This is a genomic window from Aromatoleum evansii, assembly GCF_012910805.1.
GTDB classification, from domain to species: domain Bacteria; phylum Pseudomonadota; class Gammaproteobacteria; order Burkholderiales; family Rhodocyclaceae; genus Aromatoleum; species Aromatoleum evansii.
Window position 1 is genome coordinate 1 of sequence record NZ_WTVK01000087.1, and the last position, 14,652, is coordinate 14,652.

At 65.2% G+C, this 14,652-nt stretch carries 17 protein-coding genes; 15 read left to right on the top strand and 2 right to left on the bottom strand.

Going from position 1 to position 14,652, the window contains the following annotated elements; genetic code table 11:
• From GO615_RS29565 to GO615_RS25550, 9 genes are all read left to right on the top strand, one after another.
• A partial coding sequence (locus tag GO615_RS29565) for a cytochrome oxidase small assembly protein (protein ID WP_211167361.1) occupies positions 1-113 on the top strand: 113 nt, incomplete at its 5' end.
• Positions 110-673, top strand: coding sequence for a cytochrome c oxidase assembly protein (locus tag GO615_RS25515; protein ID WP_169132673.1), 564 nt, complete (start codon positions 110-112; stop codon positions 671-673). The genes GO615_RS29565 and GO615_RS25515, both read left to right, overlap by 4 nt.
• Before the next feature lie 5 nt (positions 674-678).
• Entirely contained in the window at positions 679-918 is a 240-nt protein-coding gene (locus GO615_RS25520) for a DUF2970 domain-containing protein (RefSeq protein WP_169132687.1), read from the top strand.
• A gap of 26 nt (positions 919-944) precedes the next feature.
• A complete protein-coding gene (locus GO615_RS25525; protein WP_169132674.1) occupies positions 945-1,796 on the top strand; it encodes a cytochrome c oxidase subunit 3 in 852 nt (283 codons plus the stop codon).
• 13 nt (positions 1,797-1,809) lie between these two features.
• On the top strand, positions 1,810-2,538 hold the full coding sequence (locus tag GO615_RS25530; RefSeq protein WP_169132675.1) for an SURF1 family protein: 729 nt from the start codon (positions 1,810-1,812) through the stop codon (positions 2,536-2,538).
• A complete protein-coding gene (locus tag GO615_RS25535) occupies positions 2,516-3,169 on the top strand; it encodes an SCO family protein (protein ID WP_169132676.1) in 654 nt (217 codons plus the stop codon). Before GO615_RS25530 ends, GO615_RS25535 begins: the two co-directional genes overlap by 23 nt.
• Complete coding sequence (locus GO615_RS25540; RefSeq protein WP_169132677.1) at positions 3,166-4,203, top strand: COX15/CtaA family protein; 1,038 nt, start codon at positions 3,166-3,168, stop codon at positions 4,201-4,203. Before GO615_RS25535 ends, GO615_RS25540 begins: the two co-directional genes overlap by 4 nt.
• Positions 4,175-5,083: a heme o synthase gene (gene cyoE / locus GO615_RS25545; protein WP_169132678.1), complete on the top strand. Its 909-nt coding sequence runs from the start codon at positions 4,175-4,177 to the stop codon at positions 5,081-5,083. The genes GO615_RS25540 and cyoE overlap by 29 nt, the downstream gene beginning before the upstream one ends.
• 28 nt (positions 5,084-5,111) lie before the next feature.
• Positions 5,112-5,705 carry an SCO family protein gene (locus GO615_RS25550; RefSeq protein ID WP_169132679.1) on the top strand — a complete coding sequence of 198 codons (594 nt, stop codon included), beginning with the start codon at positions 5,112-5,114 and terminating at the stop codon, positions 5,703-5,705.
• Between the two features lie 179 nt (positions 5,706-5,884).
• Here the strand turns inward: GO615_RS25550 and rpoH are convergent, their stop codons facing one another.
• Complete coding sequence (rpoH, locus tag GO615_RS25555) at positions 5,885-6,733, bottom strand: RNA polymerase sigma factor RpoH (RefSeq protein ID WP_169132680.1); 849 nt, start codon at positions 6,731-6,733, stop codon at positions 5,885-5,887.
• 389 nt (positions 6,734-7,122) lie between these two features.
• Here rpoH and GO615_RS25560 point away from each other — a divergent pair, with 389 nt between their 5' ends.
• Together GO615_RS25560 and GO615_RS25565 are read left to right on the top strand one after the other, a co-directional pair.
• Entirely contained in the window at positions 7,123-8,304 is a 1,182-nt protein-coding gene (locus tag GO615_RS25560; RefSeq protein WP_169132681.1) for a porin, read from the top strand.
• Positions 8,305-8,627: 323 nt separating this feature from the next.
• Positions 8,628-9,740 (top strand): porin, encoded by a 1,113-nt coding sequence (locus GO615_RS25565; protein ID WP_169132682.1) that lies wholly within the window; start codon positions 8,628-8,630, stop codon positions 9,738-9,740.
• 93 nt (positions 9,741-9,833) lie between these two features.
• Here the strand turns inward: GO615_RS25565 and GO615_RS25570 are convergent, their stop codons facing one another.
• The gene (locus tag GO615_RS25570; protein WP_169132683.1) at positions 9,834-10,598 is read right to left on the bottom strand and encodes an N-acyl amino acid synthase FeeM domain-containing protein; all 765 of its coding nucleotides are present in this window, start codon (positions 10,596-10,598) and stop codon (positions 9,834-9,836) included.
• Between the two features lie 200 nt (positions 10,599-10,798).
• Between GO615_RS25570 and GO615_RS25575 the strand changes: the two genes are divergently transcribed.
• From GO615_RS25575 to GO615_RS25590, 4 genes are all read left to right on the top strand, one after another.
• Entirely contained in the window at positions 10,799-11,431 is a 633-nt protein-coding gene (locus GO615_RS25575; RefSeq protein WP_169132688.1) for an XrtA/PEP-CTERM system exopolysaccharide export protein, read from the top strand.
• 61 nt (positions 11,432-11,492) lie between these two features.
• Entirely contained in the window at positions 11,493-13,037 is a 1,545-nt protein-coding gene (locus GO615_RS25580; protein WP_169132684.1) for an XrtA system polysaccharide chain length determinant, read from the top strand.
• 22 nt (positions 13,038-13,059) lie between these two features.
• Entirely contained in the window at positions 13,060-14,058 is a 999-nt protein-coding gene (locus GO615_RS25585; RefSeq protein WP_169132685.1) for an XrtA-associated tyrosine autokinase, read from the top strand.
• The coding region (locus GO615_RS25590; RefSeq protein ID WP_169132686.1) for a TIGR03016 family PEP-CTERM system-associated outer membrane protein at positions 14,033-14,652 on the top strand (620 nt) is incomplete at its 3' end. The genes GO615_RS25585 and GO615_RS25590, both read left to right, overlap by 26 nt.

The following is a 14,652-nucleotide window of genomic DNA, read 5'->3' on the forward strand; positions in this document are numbered from 1 at the left end:
AGACAGAGCGCGACCGCCGCGCCGCGAACCGCCGCACCGCCCTCGTGCTCGCGGCGGTCGCGCTCGCGTTCTTCGTCGCCGCGCTGTTCAAGTTCAAGGGGCTCGCCCCATGAGCGCCCAAGGCCGCGTCGCCGCGGAAAATCGCCGCCTCCTGGTGCGCCTCGCCGTCGCTGCCGTCGTCATGTTCGGCTTCGGCTTCCTCCTCGTCCCCTTCTACGACAAGATCTGCGAAGTCACCGGCATCAACAACCTGCTCAAGCCCGACGCCGTCGCCAACACCCAGATCGACCTCACGCGCACCGTCACGGTCCAGTTCGACGCCAACATCCACGACCTGCCCTGGCAGTTCCGCCCGCTGCAGACGCAGATCAGCGTCCACCCCGGCGAGCTTGCGACGGTCGCCTACGAAGTCTCCAACACCCGCAGCGAGCCGGTCACCGGCCAGGCCGTTCCCAGCTACGGGCCGCAGCTCGCGGGCCAGTACTTTCGCAAGCTCGAATGCTTCTGCTTCGCCAAGCAGACCCTCGCCGCCGGCGAGAAGCGAACGATGCCCGTCGCCTTCGTCGTCGACCCCGGCCTGCCCGCGGACGTCAAGGTCATCACCCTCTCCTACACCTTCTTCGAGATCGCCGGACGCCGCATGGCCAGCGACGGCGCGGGAGGCCGTTCGTGATCGCCATGCAGAACGATGATCCGCGCCACGCGCTGCCCAGCGATCCCTCCACCCCGCCACGCGCAGGCTTCCTTGAAACACTGCGTGCCGTGCTGTGGTCATTCATCGGCATCCGGCGCCGTCGCGACTACGAACACGACGCCCGCTCACTCGACCCCCGCGCCGTCATCGTCGCCGGCCTGCTCGCGGGGCTCGCCTTCGTGCTCACCATCGTCGCCGTCGTGCGCCTGGTGGTCGGTTCATAAGGTATGGGAGAAGAAGGAGTAGGAACATGACGCAAACCTTCGAAAAGTACTTCGTCCCCGAGCCGTCGAAGTACCCCATCTTCGGCTCCATCGCGCTGCTGCTCTTCGGCAGCGGCGCCGCGATGTGGCTCAACGGCGTAAAAGTCGGGCCGTGGCTCTTCTTCCTCGGCATCGCCGTGCTCGTCTTCATGCTGTTCGGCTGGTTCGGCCAGGTCGTGCGCGAATCCGAAGGCGGCAATTACGGCCGCAAGGTCGACCGCTCCTTCCGCTGGTCGATGGGCTGGTTCATCTTCTCCGAGGTGATGTTTTTCGCCGCCTTCTTCGGCGCGCTGTTCTACGCCCGCGTCCTCTCCGTGCCCTGGCTCGCGACCGGCGACACCATGGAACTGCTGTGGCAGGGCTTTGCCGGCGGCTGGCCCACCGCCGGCCCCGACAAGCCCGATCCCTTCACGCCGATGAGCGCCTGGGGCATCCCCGCGATCAACACCCTGATCCTGCTCAGCTCCGGCGCAACCCTAACTTGGGCGCACCACGGCCTGCGCCACGACCGGCGCGGCCAACTCAAGCTCGGCCTGCTCGTCACCATCCTGCTCGGCATCCTCTTCCTCGGTCTGCAGATCTACGAGTACCGCCACGCCTACGCCGAACTCAACCTGCGCCTCGATACCGGCATCTACGGCTCCACCTTCTACCTCCTGACCGGTTTCCACGGCATGCACGTCACCGTCGGCGCGATCATGCTCACCGTGATGCTCGGCCGCGCGATCGCCGGCCACTTCAGGCCGGACGACCACTTCGGCTTCGAGGCCGCCGCCTGGTACTGGCACTTCGTCGACGTCGTGTGGCTGCTCCTCTTCCTCGTCGTCTACCTTCTGTGAGCCGTCTGCCCGCATGAGCCTGCGCCGCAACGCCCGTCTCCATCCCGTGCCGCTCCTCGCGGGCGTCGCGCTCGCGCTGCTGACGCTGCAGCTGGGCAACTGGCAGACGCGCCGCGCCGCGGAGAAGGCCGAACTGCAGGCCGAATACCGTGCCGCAGCCGAGCATCCTGCCCAGCCCCTCGACTCGACCTCGCCTTCCGAGTGGCACCTCGTCGAACTCCGTGGCGAATGGCTCCCCGGCCGCAGCATCCTGATCGACAACCGCGTGCACCAGGGGCGCGCGGGCTACCACGTCTTCACGCCCCTGCAGCTCAAAGGGCAGGGGGGCGTCGTACTGGTCAATCGCGGCTGGATCGGGGCGGGCGGAGATCGCGCGAAGGCGCCCCCGCGGATCTCCAATCCGCCCGGCGAAACCGTCGTCGCCGGCCGCGTGCGTCATCCCGCGGAGAAGCCCTTCATGCTCGCCGCGGACGCGCTCTCGGGCATGGTGTGGCAGGCGCTCGACCTCGCGCGCTACCGCGCCGAAACCCGACTTCCGGTGGCGGATTTCTACGTGCAGCAGACCAGTCATGCCGACGACGGCCTGATCCGCGACTGGCCCGAACCCGACGCCGGCATCGACCGCCATCGCGGCTATGCCCTGCAGTGGTACGCGCTCGCCGTCCTCGCCACAGGCCTGACCCTGTGGTACCTGTGGAACGCATTCCGGAGGTCTCGCCATGACGAGCGCCAGCCTCTCTGAACTCCCGCCCGCAGCCGCCCGCACGCGCGCGGGGCGCCGTACGCTCTTGCTGCTCGCCTTCGTCTGCGCGCTCCCCGTCCTGGCGTCCTATTTCGCCTACTACGTGTGGCAGCCCGACGGCCGCAGCAACTACGGCGAGCTTCTCGTGCCGGCGCCCCTCGCCGCAACGCGTCTCGCCGGCGTCGCCGGCCAGCCCGATTTCTCCGTTGCCGAGTTCGAGGGCCGCTGGACCCTGCTGTTCACGGCGCCCGGCGCCTGCGAGCGGCCCTGCGCCGAGGCGCTCTACCTGATGCGCCAAGTGCGCCTCGCACAGGGCGAGGCGATGGGGCGCGTCGGCCGCCTGTGGCTCGTGACCGACCCAGCGGTGCCCGAGTCGGGAACGCTCGCCGCGCATGAGGGATTGCGCGTGGCCCGCAGCGCGCCGGCCTGGCTCGCCCAGCTGCCCGGCGCCGAACGCGGGCGTCACGTCTATCTCGTCGATCCGCGCGGGCAAGTGATGATGCGTTTCCCCGAGAGCGCCGACCCGCGCCGCGTGATCAAGGACCTGCAGCGCCTGCTCAAGTACTCCGCGCTCGGACGGGGGCAAGTCGTGCATCCCGCAGGGTTGGGCGAGGAACGGGCCGCGCAATGACCGCCTACCGCCGCCTCATCCTCCTCGCACTCGCGCTCACGGCCGTCGTCGTCGTATTCGGCGCCTACGTTCGCCTCGCCGATGCCGGCCTCGGCTGCCCCGACTGGCCGGGCTGCTACGGCCAGCTTAGTCCGCACCACGCCGCCGACGAGATCCTCGAGACCCACGCCGCCGACCCCCACGGCCCGGTCAGCCTTCCCAAGGCGTGGAAGGAAATGATCCACCGTTACCTCGCCGCCAGCCTCGGCCTGCTGATCCTCGCCATCGCCTTCCTCGCCTGGCGCCGCCGCGGCACTCCCGGCGTCGCCCCGCGACTCGCCGCGGCCCTGGTCGGCGTGGTGATCTTCCAGGGGCTGCTCGGCAAATGGACCGTCACGCTGCTCCTCAAGCCCGCCATCGTCACGGCCCACCTCCTCGGCGGACTCACGACGCTCGCGCTGCTCGCCTGGCTTGCCCTGCAGGCCCATGCATCGGCGCGCACCGAAGTTCCCCGCCGCTTCCTTGCCCTCGCGCGTACCGCTTTCATCCTCCTCGCGCTGCAGATCGCGCTGGGCGGGTGGACCAGCACGAACTACGCCGCGCTCGCCTGTGCAGACTTCCCCTCCTGCCAGGGCAGCCTGTGGCCGGCGGCCGATTACGCGAACGCCTTCCATGTGCTGCGCGAGCTCGGCATGACCGCCGACGGCGATGCGCTCCCGCTCGCCGCGCTCACTGCGATCCACTGGTCCCATCGACTCGGCGCCGTGCTTGCGGGCGCCGCGCTGCTCGCGCTCGGCGGCGCCCTGCTGCGGCGCGCGGGGACGCGCCGTTTCGGCGCCGTCCTGCTGCTCGCGCTTGCCCTGCAACTCGCCCTTGGCATCGCCAACGTCCTGCTCGGCCTGCCGCTGTCGCTCGCCGTCGCCCACAATGTTGGAGCGGGGGTGCTGGTCATCGTCATGGTCTGGATCAATCATGGCCTGCGCGGGGCCCGTCTTCCCGCAACGGTCGCGCAGAGGAGGGCACGCCATGCGGGCCGCGAAAACTCTTACGCCTGAAGCGCACGTTGCGTCTGCCCGTCTGCACGCCTTCTACGTGCTGACGAAACCGCGCGTGAATTCCCTGATCGTCTTCTGCGCGATCATCGGCATGTTCCTCGCCGTCCCGGATGGACTGCCTGCTCCCGCCATCGTCCTCGCGGCCACCGTCGGCATCGCCTGCGTCGCCGGCGCCGCGGCCGCGATGAACTGCCTCATCGAAGCCCATATCGATGCGCGCATGAGCCGCACCCGCGGGCGCCCGCTACCGCGCGGCGAACTCGGCCCGCGCGAAACGCTCGCCTTCGCCGGCGCCCTGGGCGGCAGCGGCCTCGTGATCCTGCACCAGCTCGTCAATCCGCTGACGATGTGGCTCACGCTCGCAACCTTCGTCGGCTACGCGGTCGTCTACACCATCTTCCTCAAGCCGCGCACGCCGCAGAATATCGTCATCGGCGGCGCCTCCGGCGCCATGCCCCCGGTGCTCGGCTGGGCCGCCGTCACCGGCGAGGTCAGCGCCGACGCGCTGCTCCTTTTCCTCATCATCTTCGCGTGGACCCCGCCGCACTTCTGGTCCCTCGCGCTCTACCGCAGCGCCGACTACGCGCGCGCCGGACTGCCCATGCTGCCGGTCACCCATGGCTCCGAGTTCACGCGCCTGTCGGTGCTGCTGTATACATGCATCCTCTTCGGCGTCACGCTGCTGCCGTTTGCGACCCGCATGAGCGGCGTCGCCTACCTCGCCGCCGCGATCCTGCTCGGCGGCTGCTTCCTCGGCCGCACATGGCGCCTGTACACGGACTACAGCGACACCCGCGCGCGCCGCACCTTCCGCTTCTCCATCCTCTATCTGTTCTTGCTCTTTGCGGCTTTGCTGGCGGATCATTACCTGCGTTACTGATCCCCACCATGTCCCGGTCCCAGGAAAGATGCTCCGCACCCTGATTGTCGCCGCAACACTCGCCGTCGCAACGCTCGCCGCCTGTTCCAACCCGTCCGCCACCACCACGTTCCGCGCCACCGACATCACCGGTGCCGACTACGGCAAGGGGTTGGCGCTCTCCGACCACACCGGGGCCCAGCGCACGCTGGCCGATTTTCGCGGCAAGGTCGTCACCCTGTTCTTCGGCTACACGCAATGCCCGGACGTCTGCCCGACGAATCTCGCCACGATGGCCGAGGTCATGCGCAAGCTCGGCCCCGACGCCGAGCGCGTGCAGGTCCTGTTCGTCACGGTCGATCCCGAGCGCGACACCCAGCAACTGCTTGCCCAGTACATCCCGGTGTTCGATCCCCGCTTCCTCGCGCTGCGCGGCGATGCCGCGCAAACCACGGCGGTCGCCAAGGAGTTCAAGGTCTTCTACCAGAAGAGCGGCGACACTTCGGGTAGCAACTACACCGTCGATCACTCCACGGGAACCTATGTCTTCGATCCGGCCGGGCGCGTCCGTCTTTACGTGAAGCACGGTGAAACCGCCGACAACATCGCGGCGGATATCCGCAGCTTGCTTGCAGGGAAATAGGGCCTGCGGGGTAGCGCTGCCGGAGCGCAAGAAAGCTGCCCGAGTGCGGAACGGGCACTCTGTGGGAGCGGGACGACGAGCTCAGTGAGCAGGAGGAGAGGCGGTGTGGGAGCAGCTTCAGCCGCGAATCAGCGCCAATTCGCGGCTGAAGCCGCTCCCACCGGATCGCGGCGCAGCCCTCAGGCCGTGAGCAGCCCGCGCATCTTCTGCATCGCCTTCGCCTCGATCTGGCGGATGCGCTCGGCCGAAACTCCGTACTCCGCAGCAAGTTCGTGCAGGGTCGCGCTGTCGCCTTCCGACAACCAGCGTCGCTGCACGATGGTCCGGCTGCGCTCATCCAGGCTCGCGAGCGCCTCGTGCAGTCCGACGTCGTGCAGGTGCGCGAGTTCGGCCCGCTCCAGCACCTCCGAAGGCTCGGCGTGGGGGTCCGGCAGATAGGCGATCGGCGCAAAACGATCGTCATCGTCGTCGCTATCTCCCTCGAGCGGGATGTCACGCCCGGTCAGGCGCGTTTCCATCTCGACGACTTCCTCCGGCTTCACGCCCAGTTGCGCCGCCACTGCCTGGATTTCATCGCCGCTCAGCGTCGTCGAATCCTGCTTCAGGCTGCGCAGGTTGAAGAACAGCTTGCGCTGCGCCTTCGTCGTTGCGATCTTCACCAGCCGCCAGTTCTTCAGCACGTACTCGTGGATCTCGGCCTTGATCCAGTGGATCGCGAACGACACCAGCCGCACGCCGCGCGCGGGGTCGAAACGCTTCACCGCCTTCATCAGGCCGATATTGCCCTCCTGGATCAGGTCCGCATGCGGCAGCCCGTATCCCAGGTAGCCGCGCGCGATCGCGACCACCAGGCGCAGGTGCGACATCACCAGCCGCCGCGCCGCTTCCACGTCGCCCTCGTCGCGCAGGCGCGTCGCCAATTCCACTTCCTCGCCTTCCGAAAGCATCGGAATGCGATTTACCGACTGGATGTACTGATCGATGCTGCCGACGGCGGACGGGACGGGGAAGGACAGGGCTTGGGTCATCTACGGAATTCCTCCATGCGCGTGATCTTAGCACTCAGCGGCTGAGAGTGCTAAGGGCAAAAAAGAGTTCCCGCCGAGCCATCATCTCCTATGCCGTCCACGTGCAATTCCTGCGGCGGCCTATCCGCCTCGGATGATCTTTAGGTCGGAAATGACGCCAGACCGCGGGTTCCGGCCGGCACACAAGCATTTCCCGCAAGTACAGGTGGCTGAACGATCCGGTGGCTGTTGCACCCATGCAACAACTTTTATCCATTTGCGGTGTTCGCGGCGAACGATTCTTGCACCGTGGCGGGACCGTTGCGCACAATCGTGGCAACTTCTCGCTTGAGAGGTAAGTCGGGCCGGGGTTGCGACCGCGGCTTCAGCTTCAATTAGAGGAGAAATACATGCAAAAGAAACTGATCGCCCTGGCCATCGCCGGCCTGGCGTCCGCTCCGGTTTTCGCGCAGACCAACGTCACCGTTTACGGCGTCGTTGATGCGACCGTCGAGTCGGTGAAGGCCGACGGCGGTGACGCTGTCGAAATCGAGCGTCGCACCCGTGTCACCTCGAACGGCTCGCTGATCGGCTTCCGCGGCACCGAAGACCTGGGCAACGGCCTGAAGGCTCTGTTCCAGGTCGAGAGCGGTTTCGCTGCTGACGGCACCGGCACCAGCACCCTGGCGACCCGCGACACCTTCGTGGGCCTGAACGGCGGCTTCGGTACGGTGCAGCTGGGCAAGCTGACCACGATCATGCGTGCCGCCGGCGCCAAGGTTGACTTCAACCCGGCCGCTACCGGTATCGGATTTGCCGGCGCGACCTACGGCACGATCAATGGTCTGAAGACCCCGATCGACGACCGTCTCAACAACACCGTCATGTACACGACGCCGAGCTTCAGCGGTCTGACGGCGCAGCTGGCTTACACCGCCGGCGAGAACCGCAAGGCTGCTGACGCCAACAGCGGCGAAGGCGTGAACGGTCAGGGTTATCAACTGGCTGCCGCCTACGAGAACGGCCCGGTCTACGTTTCGGCTGGCTACGCGCTGCACAAGGATCTGCAGAATGCGTCCATGGCTGACATGCTGAATCCGGCTGTTGTTACCACGGCTGCTGGTGTTACGACGACCGCTCCGTTCAGCGACGATCTCAAGACCGCCCGTATCGCCGCCAAGTACTCGTTCCCGAGCAACACGACGGTTTCCGCGCTGTGGGATCGCACGAAGTACGAAATGTCTGCTGCCGCTCTCGGCGAAAGCAACGTCAAGCGCAACGCCTGGCTGGTTGGCGTTGAGCAGAAGTTCGCCGGCAACCAGGCTGCTTACCTTGAGTACACGCGTTCGCGTGAGCTGAAGGGTGATGTTTGCGACGTGACTGACTGCAATAACACCGAGTTCTCGCAGTGGACCCTCGGTTACACCTACAGCCTGAGCAAGCGCACGATGGTCAAGGCGTACTACACCCGCTTGAACAACGACAGCAACTCGCGCTCGGATTTCTATCTGTCGAGCGTGAGCGGTGGCAGCCAGGTCGCCAACGGCCAGGATCCGCAGGGCTTCGGTGTCGGTCTGCGTCACACCTTCTAATTCTGGTTCTTCCGGAATTGATCGAAACGGGCGCTTCGGCGCCCGTTTTTTTCGTCTACGCTTCCAGTTTTCATGCGGGTGCGCGCGATGCTGAGGCATGGCGGTTTACCCGTTTTGGGCGCATTCATTTTCCGCTGCGTTCTTGCTGTTGCAACGATGCGACAGTTGTGTGACCGATCGATGCGCTTTCTCTTCCCTCGCTTGTTCCGCCTCCTATAATCCTCCGGTGCCTCCGCAGTGGCAGCGGATCCCTACCCGGGCTCCGGATCAGCCTTGTTGCGGAAAGCCGACAATCAATCCATTACAAGTGGGGAGTCGAATCAATGCTGAACGTCAAGACGCTGGCCATCGCGCTGGCTGCCATCGGTGTCGCAGGCGCCGCTCAGGCGCAATCCAACGTGACCATCTATGGCCGCGTGAATACCTCGCTGGAACAGACCAAGGTCCAGGGCGAAGATAGCGTTACTCAAGTAGTCAACAACAGCTCGCGTATCGGTTTCCGCGGCAACGAGGATCTGGGGAATGGCCTGTCGGCGCTGTTCCAGGTCGAGAGCGGTTTCCGTTCCGATTCCGGCGGTGGCAGCCTGGCCAGCCGTGACACCTTTGTCGGCCTGAAGAGCAACCTGGGTACCGTCAAGCTGGGTTACATCACCAGCCCGCTGTATTACGCGACGCACGACTACCTGGGCATGCACAACCACGACACCGGCAACTCGTCGGATCCGTTCCTGTGGTATCAGGCGTTTGACCCGGACAACTTCTTCGTCCGCAACTCGGTCAGCTACGCCAGCCCGACGATCGGCGGCTTCACGTTCGAAGCGCAGTATTCGGCGCTGAACGAACAGGCTGCCAACACAACGGTTCGTAACGTTCCTGAGGCTCGCAATGACCGCCCGACGCACTACTCGGCGACGGTGAGCTACGACAATGGCCCGCTGCATGTCGGCTTCGGCTACGCGCAGACGAACCGGTACTACCTGTTCGACGAAGGCAAGAGCAAGGACAGCATGCTGGTGCTGGCCGGCGTATATGACTTCAAGGCGGTGGTGGTCGGCGCGCTCGCCGAGCGCAGCAAGTCGGAGAACGGCGGTCTGCAGGCCCAGACGGGCCTCACGGGCGAGCAGGATCGCAACTACTACCGCGTCGCGGTGATGGTTCCGGTCGGTGCCAACGAGTTCCACGTGAACTATGGCGTCGCGCAGGACTGGAGCGACACCGATGACACCGGTGCCAAGCAGCTCACGCTGGCTTACAACTACAACCTGTCGAAGCGCACCAAGGTCTACGCCCAGTGGACCAAGATCGACAACGACAAGCAGAAGGTGTCGATCGACAACGGCGGCGCGTATGACGGCGGCGGCGCATACAGCTTCCTCGGCTCGGCCGCGGGGCTGGACAACACCTCCTTCGGTGTCGGCCTGCGCCACAACTTCTGATAGTTGCAGTTCCGCAAATAAAAAGACGGGCGCTTCGGCGCCCGTTTTCGTTTGCGGCAGGTCCGCGATGTTTAGGCGGTCGAGTTCTGCCTCTCAGCGCTCGTTCCGGCCCTGCAGCGAGTTCAGGACGGCGCGCTGTTCTGTCGGCGAGAGGAACAGTTGATACAGGTTTCGGCTGTTCGTTCGAGTGCTGCCGCCGTAGCGGAGCGCTTGTGTTTCGGCATGCGATAGCGGCAGGTGCATGAGGACGGCGGGGGCGCCGACGCGCGGGCAGGTGAGGTGAGGGCCTGCGACACGGTAACCCAGGGTGCGGCGGTAGTAGGAGGTGTGCCGCGGGTGCACTTCGATGTAGCTGTCGGTCATCCCATGCATGAGGCGTGCGATGATGAAACCGAGGTGGAAGATGGCTGCCAGCGTCTCGGGCGTGCTGTGCTCGGGATCCATTGCGAGTCGCGTGACTTCGCACACTTGCCCGCCGCGGCTTCGCGCGGAGTCGATTTCCGTGCGGTAGAGCGTGTCCGCGAGAAGACCCTTGCCGAGGTCCATGCCAACCGTCAGGGTTCCGAACGGCCGATCGCCTCGGCAGGCCACCAGGGTCGTCTGGATCGGTTGTCCCGGGGAATCGTGTCCCTGGTAGGGCGTGAGTCCGCGCCACGAGTACATCCGGTGGATCAAGCGGTCGACGTCGGCGCGGAGCGGGCCGTGCGGCGGGACGATTCTCAGATGGTAGCCATTCCGCCGCAGGGCGAAATCGTGGTGCAGGATTTCTCCGCGGAAGCCGCGGCGGGCGTGCGCTGCTCCGCTCGGGCTGCGCACGCTCTGCTGGCGTGCTTCATGGCTGCTGGCAACACTATTCATCGCGTCCGTGCAGGTCCTGATAAGTCAATACTTGTGGGGAAACTATCCGTTCCAGGGTGTGAAAACTTTAACGGCGAGCCTGTTTAAGTGCTGTAAGCGGTTGTGTAATTGTTCCTGTTGGGACGTGCCCAAAGTCACCTAGCATGTGCAAAGGCTCGCTGTGCTTGTTCGACGCCGACGAACGTGGGAGGTATTCAGTCATGAATTTCGGTGCATCGAAGTTGGGGGCCCGGATCTGCAACCTGTGCGCGCTGTCGCTGTTCCTCGGGGTGCTGGCCGGTTGCGCAACATCCGCCCATCCGCCCGCCCCGGCTGGCGCGGCGGAAGCTGAATACAACTACGTGATCGGGCCGGGCGATTCGGTAAATATCGTGGTGTGGCGGAACCCGGAGCTTTCGATGTCCGTTCCGGTGCGCCCGGACGGGAAAATCACTACGCCGCTGGTCGAGGATCTGCCGGCGCTGGGCAAGGATGCCTCGACCCTGGCGCGCGATATCGAGAAGGCCCTGTCGAAGTTCATCCGCGAGCCGGTGGTCACCGTGATCGTGACGTCCTTCGTGGGGCCGTATAGCGAGCAGATCCGCATCGTCGGCGAGGCAGCAAACCCGCAGACGCTCCCGTATCAGCAGAAGATGACCCTGCTCGACGTGATGATCAAGGTGGGTGGCATCACCGAGTTTGCGGACGGCAACGCGGCGACGATCCTGCGCACGGCCGAGGGAAACAAGCAGTACAGCGTTCGCCTGAAGGATCTCGTGAAGCGGGGGGATGTGTCGGCCAACGTGGAGATGCGTCCGGGAGACGTTCTGATCATCCCGCAAAGCTGGTTCTGATCTGTTGCCGACTTCCCAGGTAACCGCGTGACTCCGGTCGCGGGAACTTACAGGTAGATCCATGGAAGAGCTTCTGACCCGGTTTTACGGCTACTTGCGTGGAATGTGGCGCTTCCGCTGGTGGGGGCTGGCCGTGACGTGGGTGGTGGGCGTCGTCGCGGGATTCGCTGTCTATTCGATCCCCGACCGCTTCGAGTCCTCTGCGCGTATCTATGTCGATACGCAGTCGGTCCTGCGGCCGCTGATGTCCGGCCTTGCCGTGCAGCCGAACGTCGATCAGCAGGTGGCGATCCTGAGCCGTACCTTGATCACGCGTCCGAACGTCGAGAAGCTGATCTCGATGGCCGATCTCGATATCACGACGCGTACGCCCGCCGACCGTGAATCGCTGATCACGACCTTGATGAGCGACCTGGAGATCCGGGGTACGGGGCGGGACAACCTTTTTACGCTGGCCTATCGAGACCGGGTGCCCGAACGCGCACACCGGGTCGTGCAGGCACTGGTGTCGCTCTTCGTCGAGTCGGGGCTCGTCGGGAAGCAGCAGGACTCGAGTTCGGCCCGTCGCTTCATCGATGAGCAGATCGCAAACTATGAGGTGAAGCTGACCGAGGCCGAGAATCGGCTCAAAGATTTCCGTCTGCGCAACATGGCCCTGCTCGGGGATGGGGGGCGGGATTACGTTTCGCAGATCGCGGAGTTGATGAATCGCCTGAACGAGGCCCAGCTCGAGCTGAGGGAGGCGGAGAATTCGCGCAGTTCGCTCGAGCGGCAACTCGCGGTCGAGGACCCGATGCTGCGGACCGATCCGCCGGATCCGTCGATGGTATCGGTTCCGGAAGTCGACGCGCGCCTGGCGGTGCTGAGGAAGAATCTCGACGAGATGATGCTGCGTTACACCAACGAGCACCCGGACGTGGTCGGTGTCAGGCGCGTCATCGCGCAGCTCGAGGCCGAAAAGCAGCAGGAAATCGAATCGATGCGCAAGGCCGGGGGCGGGCAGGGAGCGGCACCCGGCGCCAATCCGGTGTTTCAGCAGATGAAGATGGCGCTCTCCGAGGCGGACGCGAAGGTGGCCTCGCTTCGTGCCCGTCTCGCCGAGCTGAATTCGCGATTGGCTCAGTTGCGTTCGCAGCAGGAGCTGTTGCCGAAGATCGAGGCGGAGCAGACCCAGCTGAACCGGGACTATAACGTCCATCGGCAGAATTACGAGTCGCTCGTGCAGCGCCGTGAATCGGCCGCGATGTCGGTCGAGATGAGCGCACAGGGAGGGATTACCGAGTTCCGGGTGATCGATCCGCCTACCGTGCCGCGCACGCCCGCAGCGCCGAACCGGCTCCTGCTGATGCCGCTCGCAGGCTTCCTGGCCCTGGCGGCAGGCGTCGCGGTCACTTTCCTGATCGCGCAGTTCCGCCCAGCTTTCGTCGAACCGCGTGGTTTGCGCGAAGTAACCGGCCTTCCCGTTCTGGGGGTGATTTCGCTCTTGCCCGATCCCGCCAGGGAAAAGGTGGAACGGCGCCGGTTGATGATGTTCGGCGGAGGTCTCGCGAGTTTCGCCGTTGCGGTCGGGGCGATGACGGTGCTGCTCAAGTGGCTGCAGACGTGAGCCGCATCCGGGAGGTTGTTTCATGAGTCTGATCGAGAAGGCGGTCGAACGGCTGGATCAACTGAAGCGGGCAGAGCAGGGGCTTGCCGGTGGGGATGCGTCCGCCGCGGCGAGTCCCGTGCAGGACCCGGATGCGGTTGCGCAGCCGGCCAGTGCCGCGGTAACGCGGGAGGCGGTTGCGGTGAGCCGGCGCGACGCCGTGGGCGCTCATGCGGATGGCGTCGGTCCGGCGCACGCCGTGACCCTTGACCTTGCGAGGTTGAGCCGGATGGGCATGGTGACTCCCGATCTGCCGCAGTCGGCGATTGCGGAAGAGTACCGGGTGGTGAAGCGGCCGCTGATACACAACGCCCAGGGGCGGGGGGCTGCGCCGGTCGAGAGCGGCAACCTGATCATGGTCACGAGCGCCTTGCCGGGCGAGGGCAAGTCGTTCACGGCGATGAACCTCGCGATGAGCATCGCAATGGAGCTCGACAACACTGTCTTGCTCGTGGATGCGGATTTCGCCCGTCCGTCGATCCTCCAGCGCCTGGGGCTTCCCCCGCGCAAGGGACTCATGGATGTGCTCGTGGGAGACGTCCCGGATCTTTCGGACGTGATGCTGCGCACGAACGTGGAGAAGCTGTCGATCCTGCCGGCGGGTATGACGCATCAGCGATCGACGGAATTGATCGCGTCGGATGCGATGACTCGCATGCTGGAGGAGATGGCTACCCGCTACGCGGAGCGCATCATCGTGTTCGACTCTCCCCCCCTGCTATCGACGACCGAGGCGCGGGTGCTCGCGTCGCACATGGGGCAGGTGGTGGTGGTGGTCGAGTCCGGGCGAACGACGCATGGTGCCGTCAAGCAGGCATTGGGCACGATCGAGAATTGCCCGGTGAAGCTCCTGGTCCTGAACAAGGCGACGGAGGGCGCGCGCGGTGGCCTTTACGGCTATGGATACGGATACGGATACGGCTACGGCTACAGATACGGGCGGAGTCATGGTTCCGATGCGCACCCGGATGCTGCGGCCTAAGTTGAAGCCTGTCGTCACGGCCTTCTGCGCCGGATTGGCGTTCGCGGCGATTTCCTTGCCCGGCGTGGCGAATGCCCAGAGCGTTGAGGTTCGGCCCTTCGTCAGCGCAACGGTAACGTACTCGGACAATGTCGGCGCCGATGCGCAGGGAGGCGACGGAGATCTGAGCCTGGAGGTGGCGCCAGGGGTATCCGTGTTGCGCAATAGCGGACGCTTCCGCGGAAACCTCAACGCGACGGTGCGCAATGTCGCGTACATGAGCGAAACGGACCGCAACGACTCCTTCCTGACGCTCAACGGGCATGGGCAGTTCGAAGCGGTGGAAAAGACCTTGTTCATCGACATGGACGCGTCGATGAGCCGGAATAACCGTTCGGCCTTCTTTGGCCGTGCCGCTGGCGATCCCCAAGATATTTCAAGCGACAACGAAACGCGAATGTTCGGTATCGGCCCCCGGTTCAACTTCAGGCTGGGGCCGGAGACGAGCGGTACGGCCAGTTACATGACGCGCTGGATGAGCGGGGGGGGCGGGCTGGATAACCGGCGCGACTCCGAGCTGAATGCGCAGGTCTCCAATCCGGTGCAGTTCGGGCG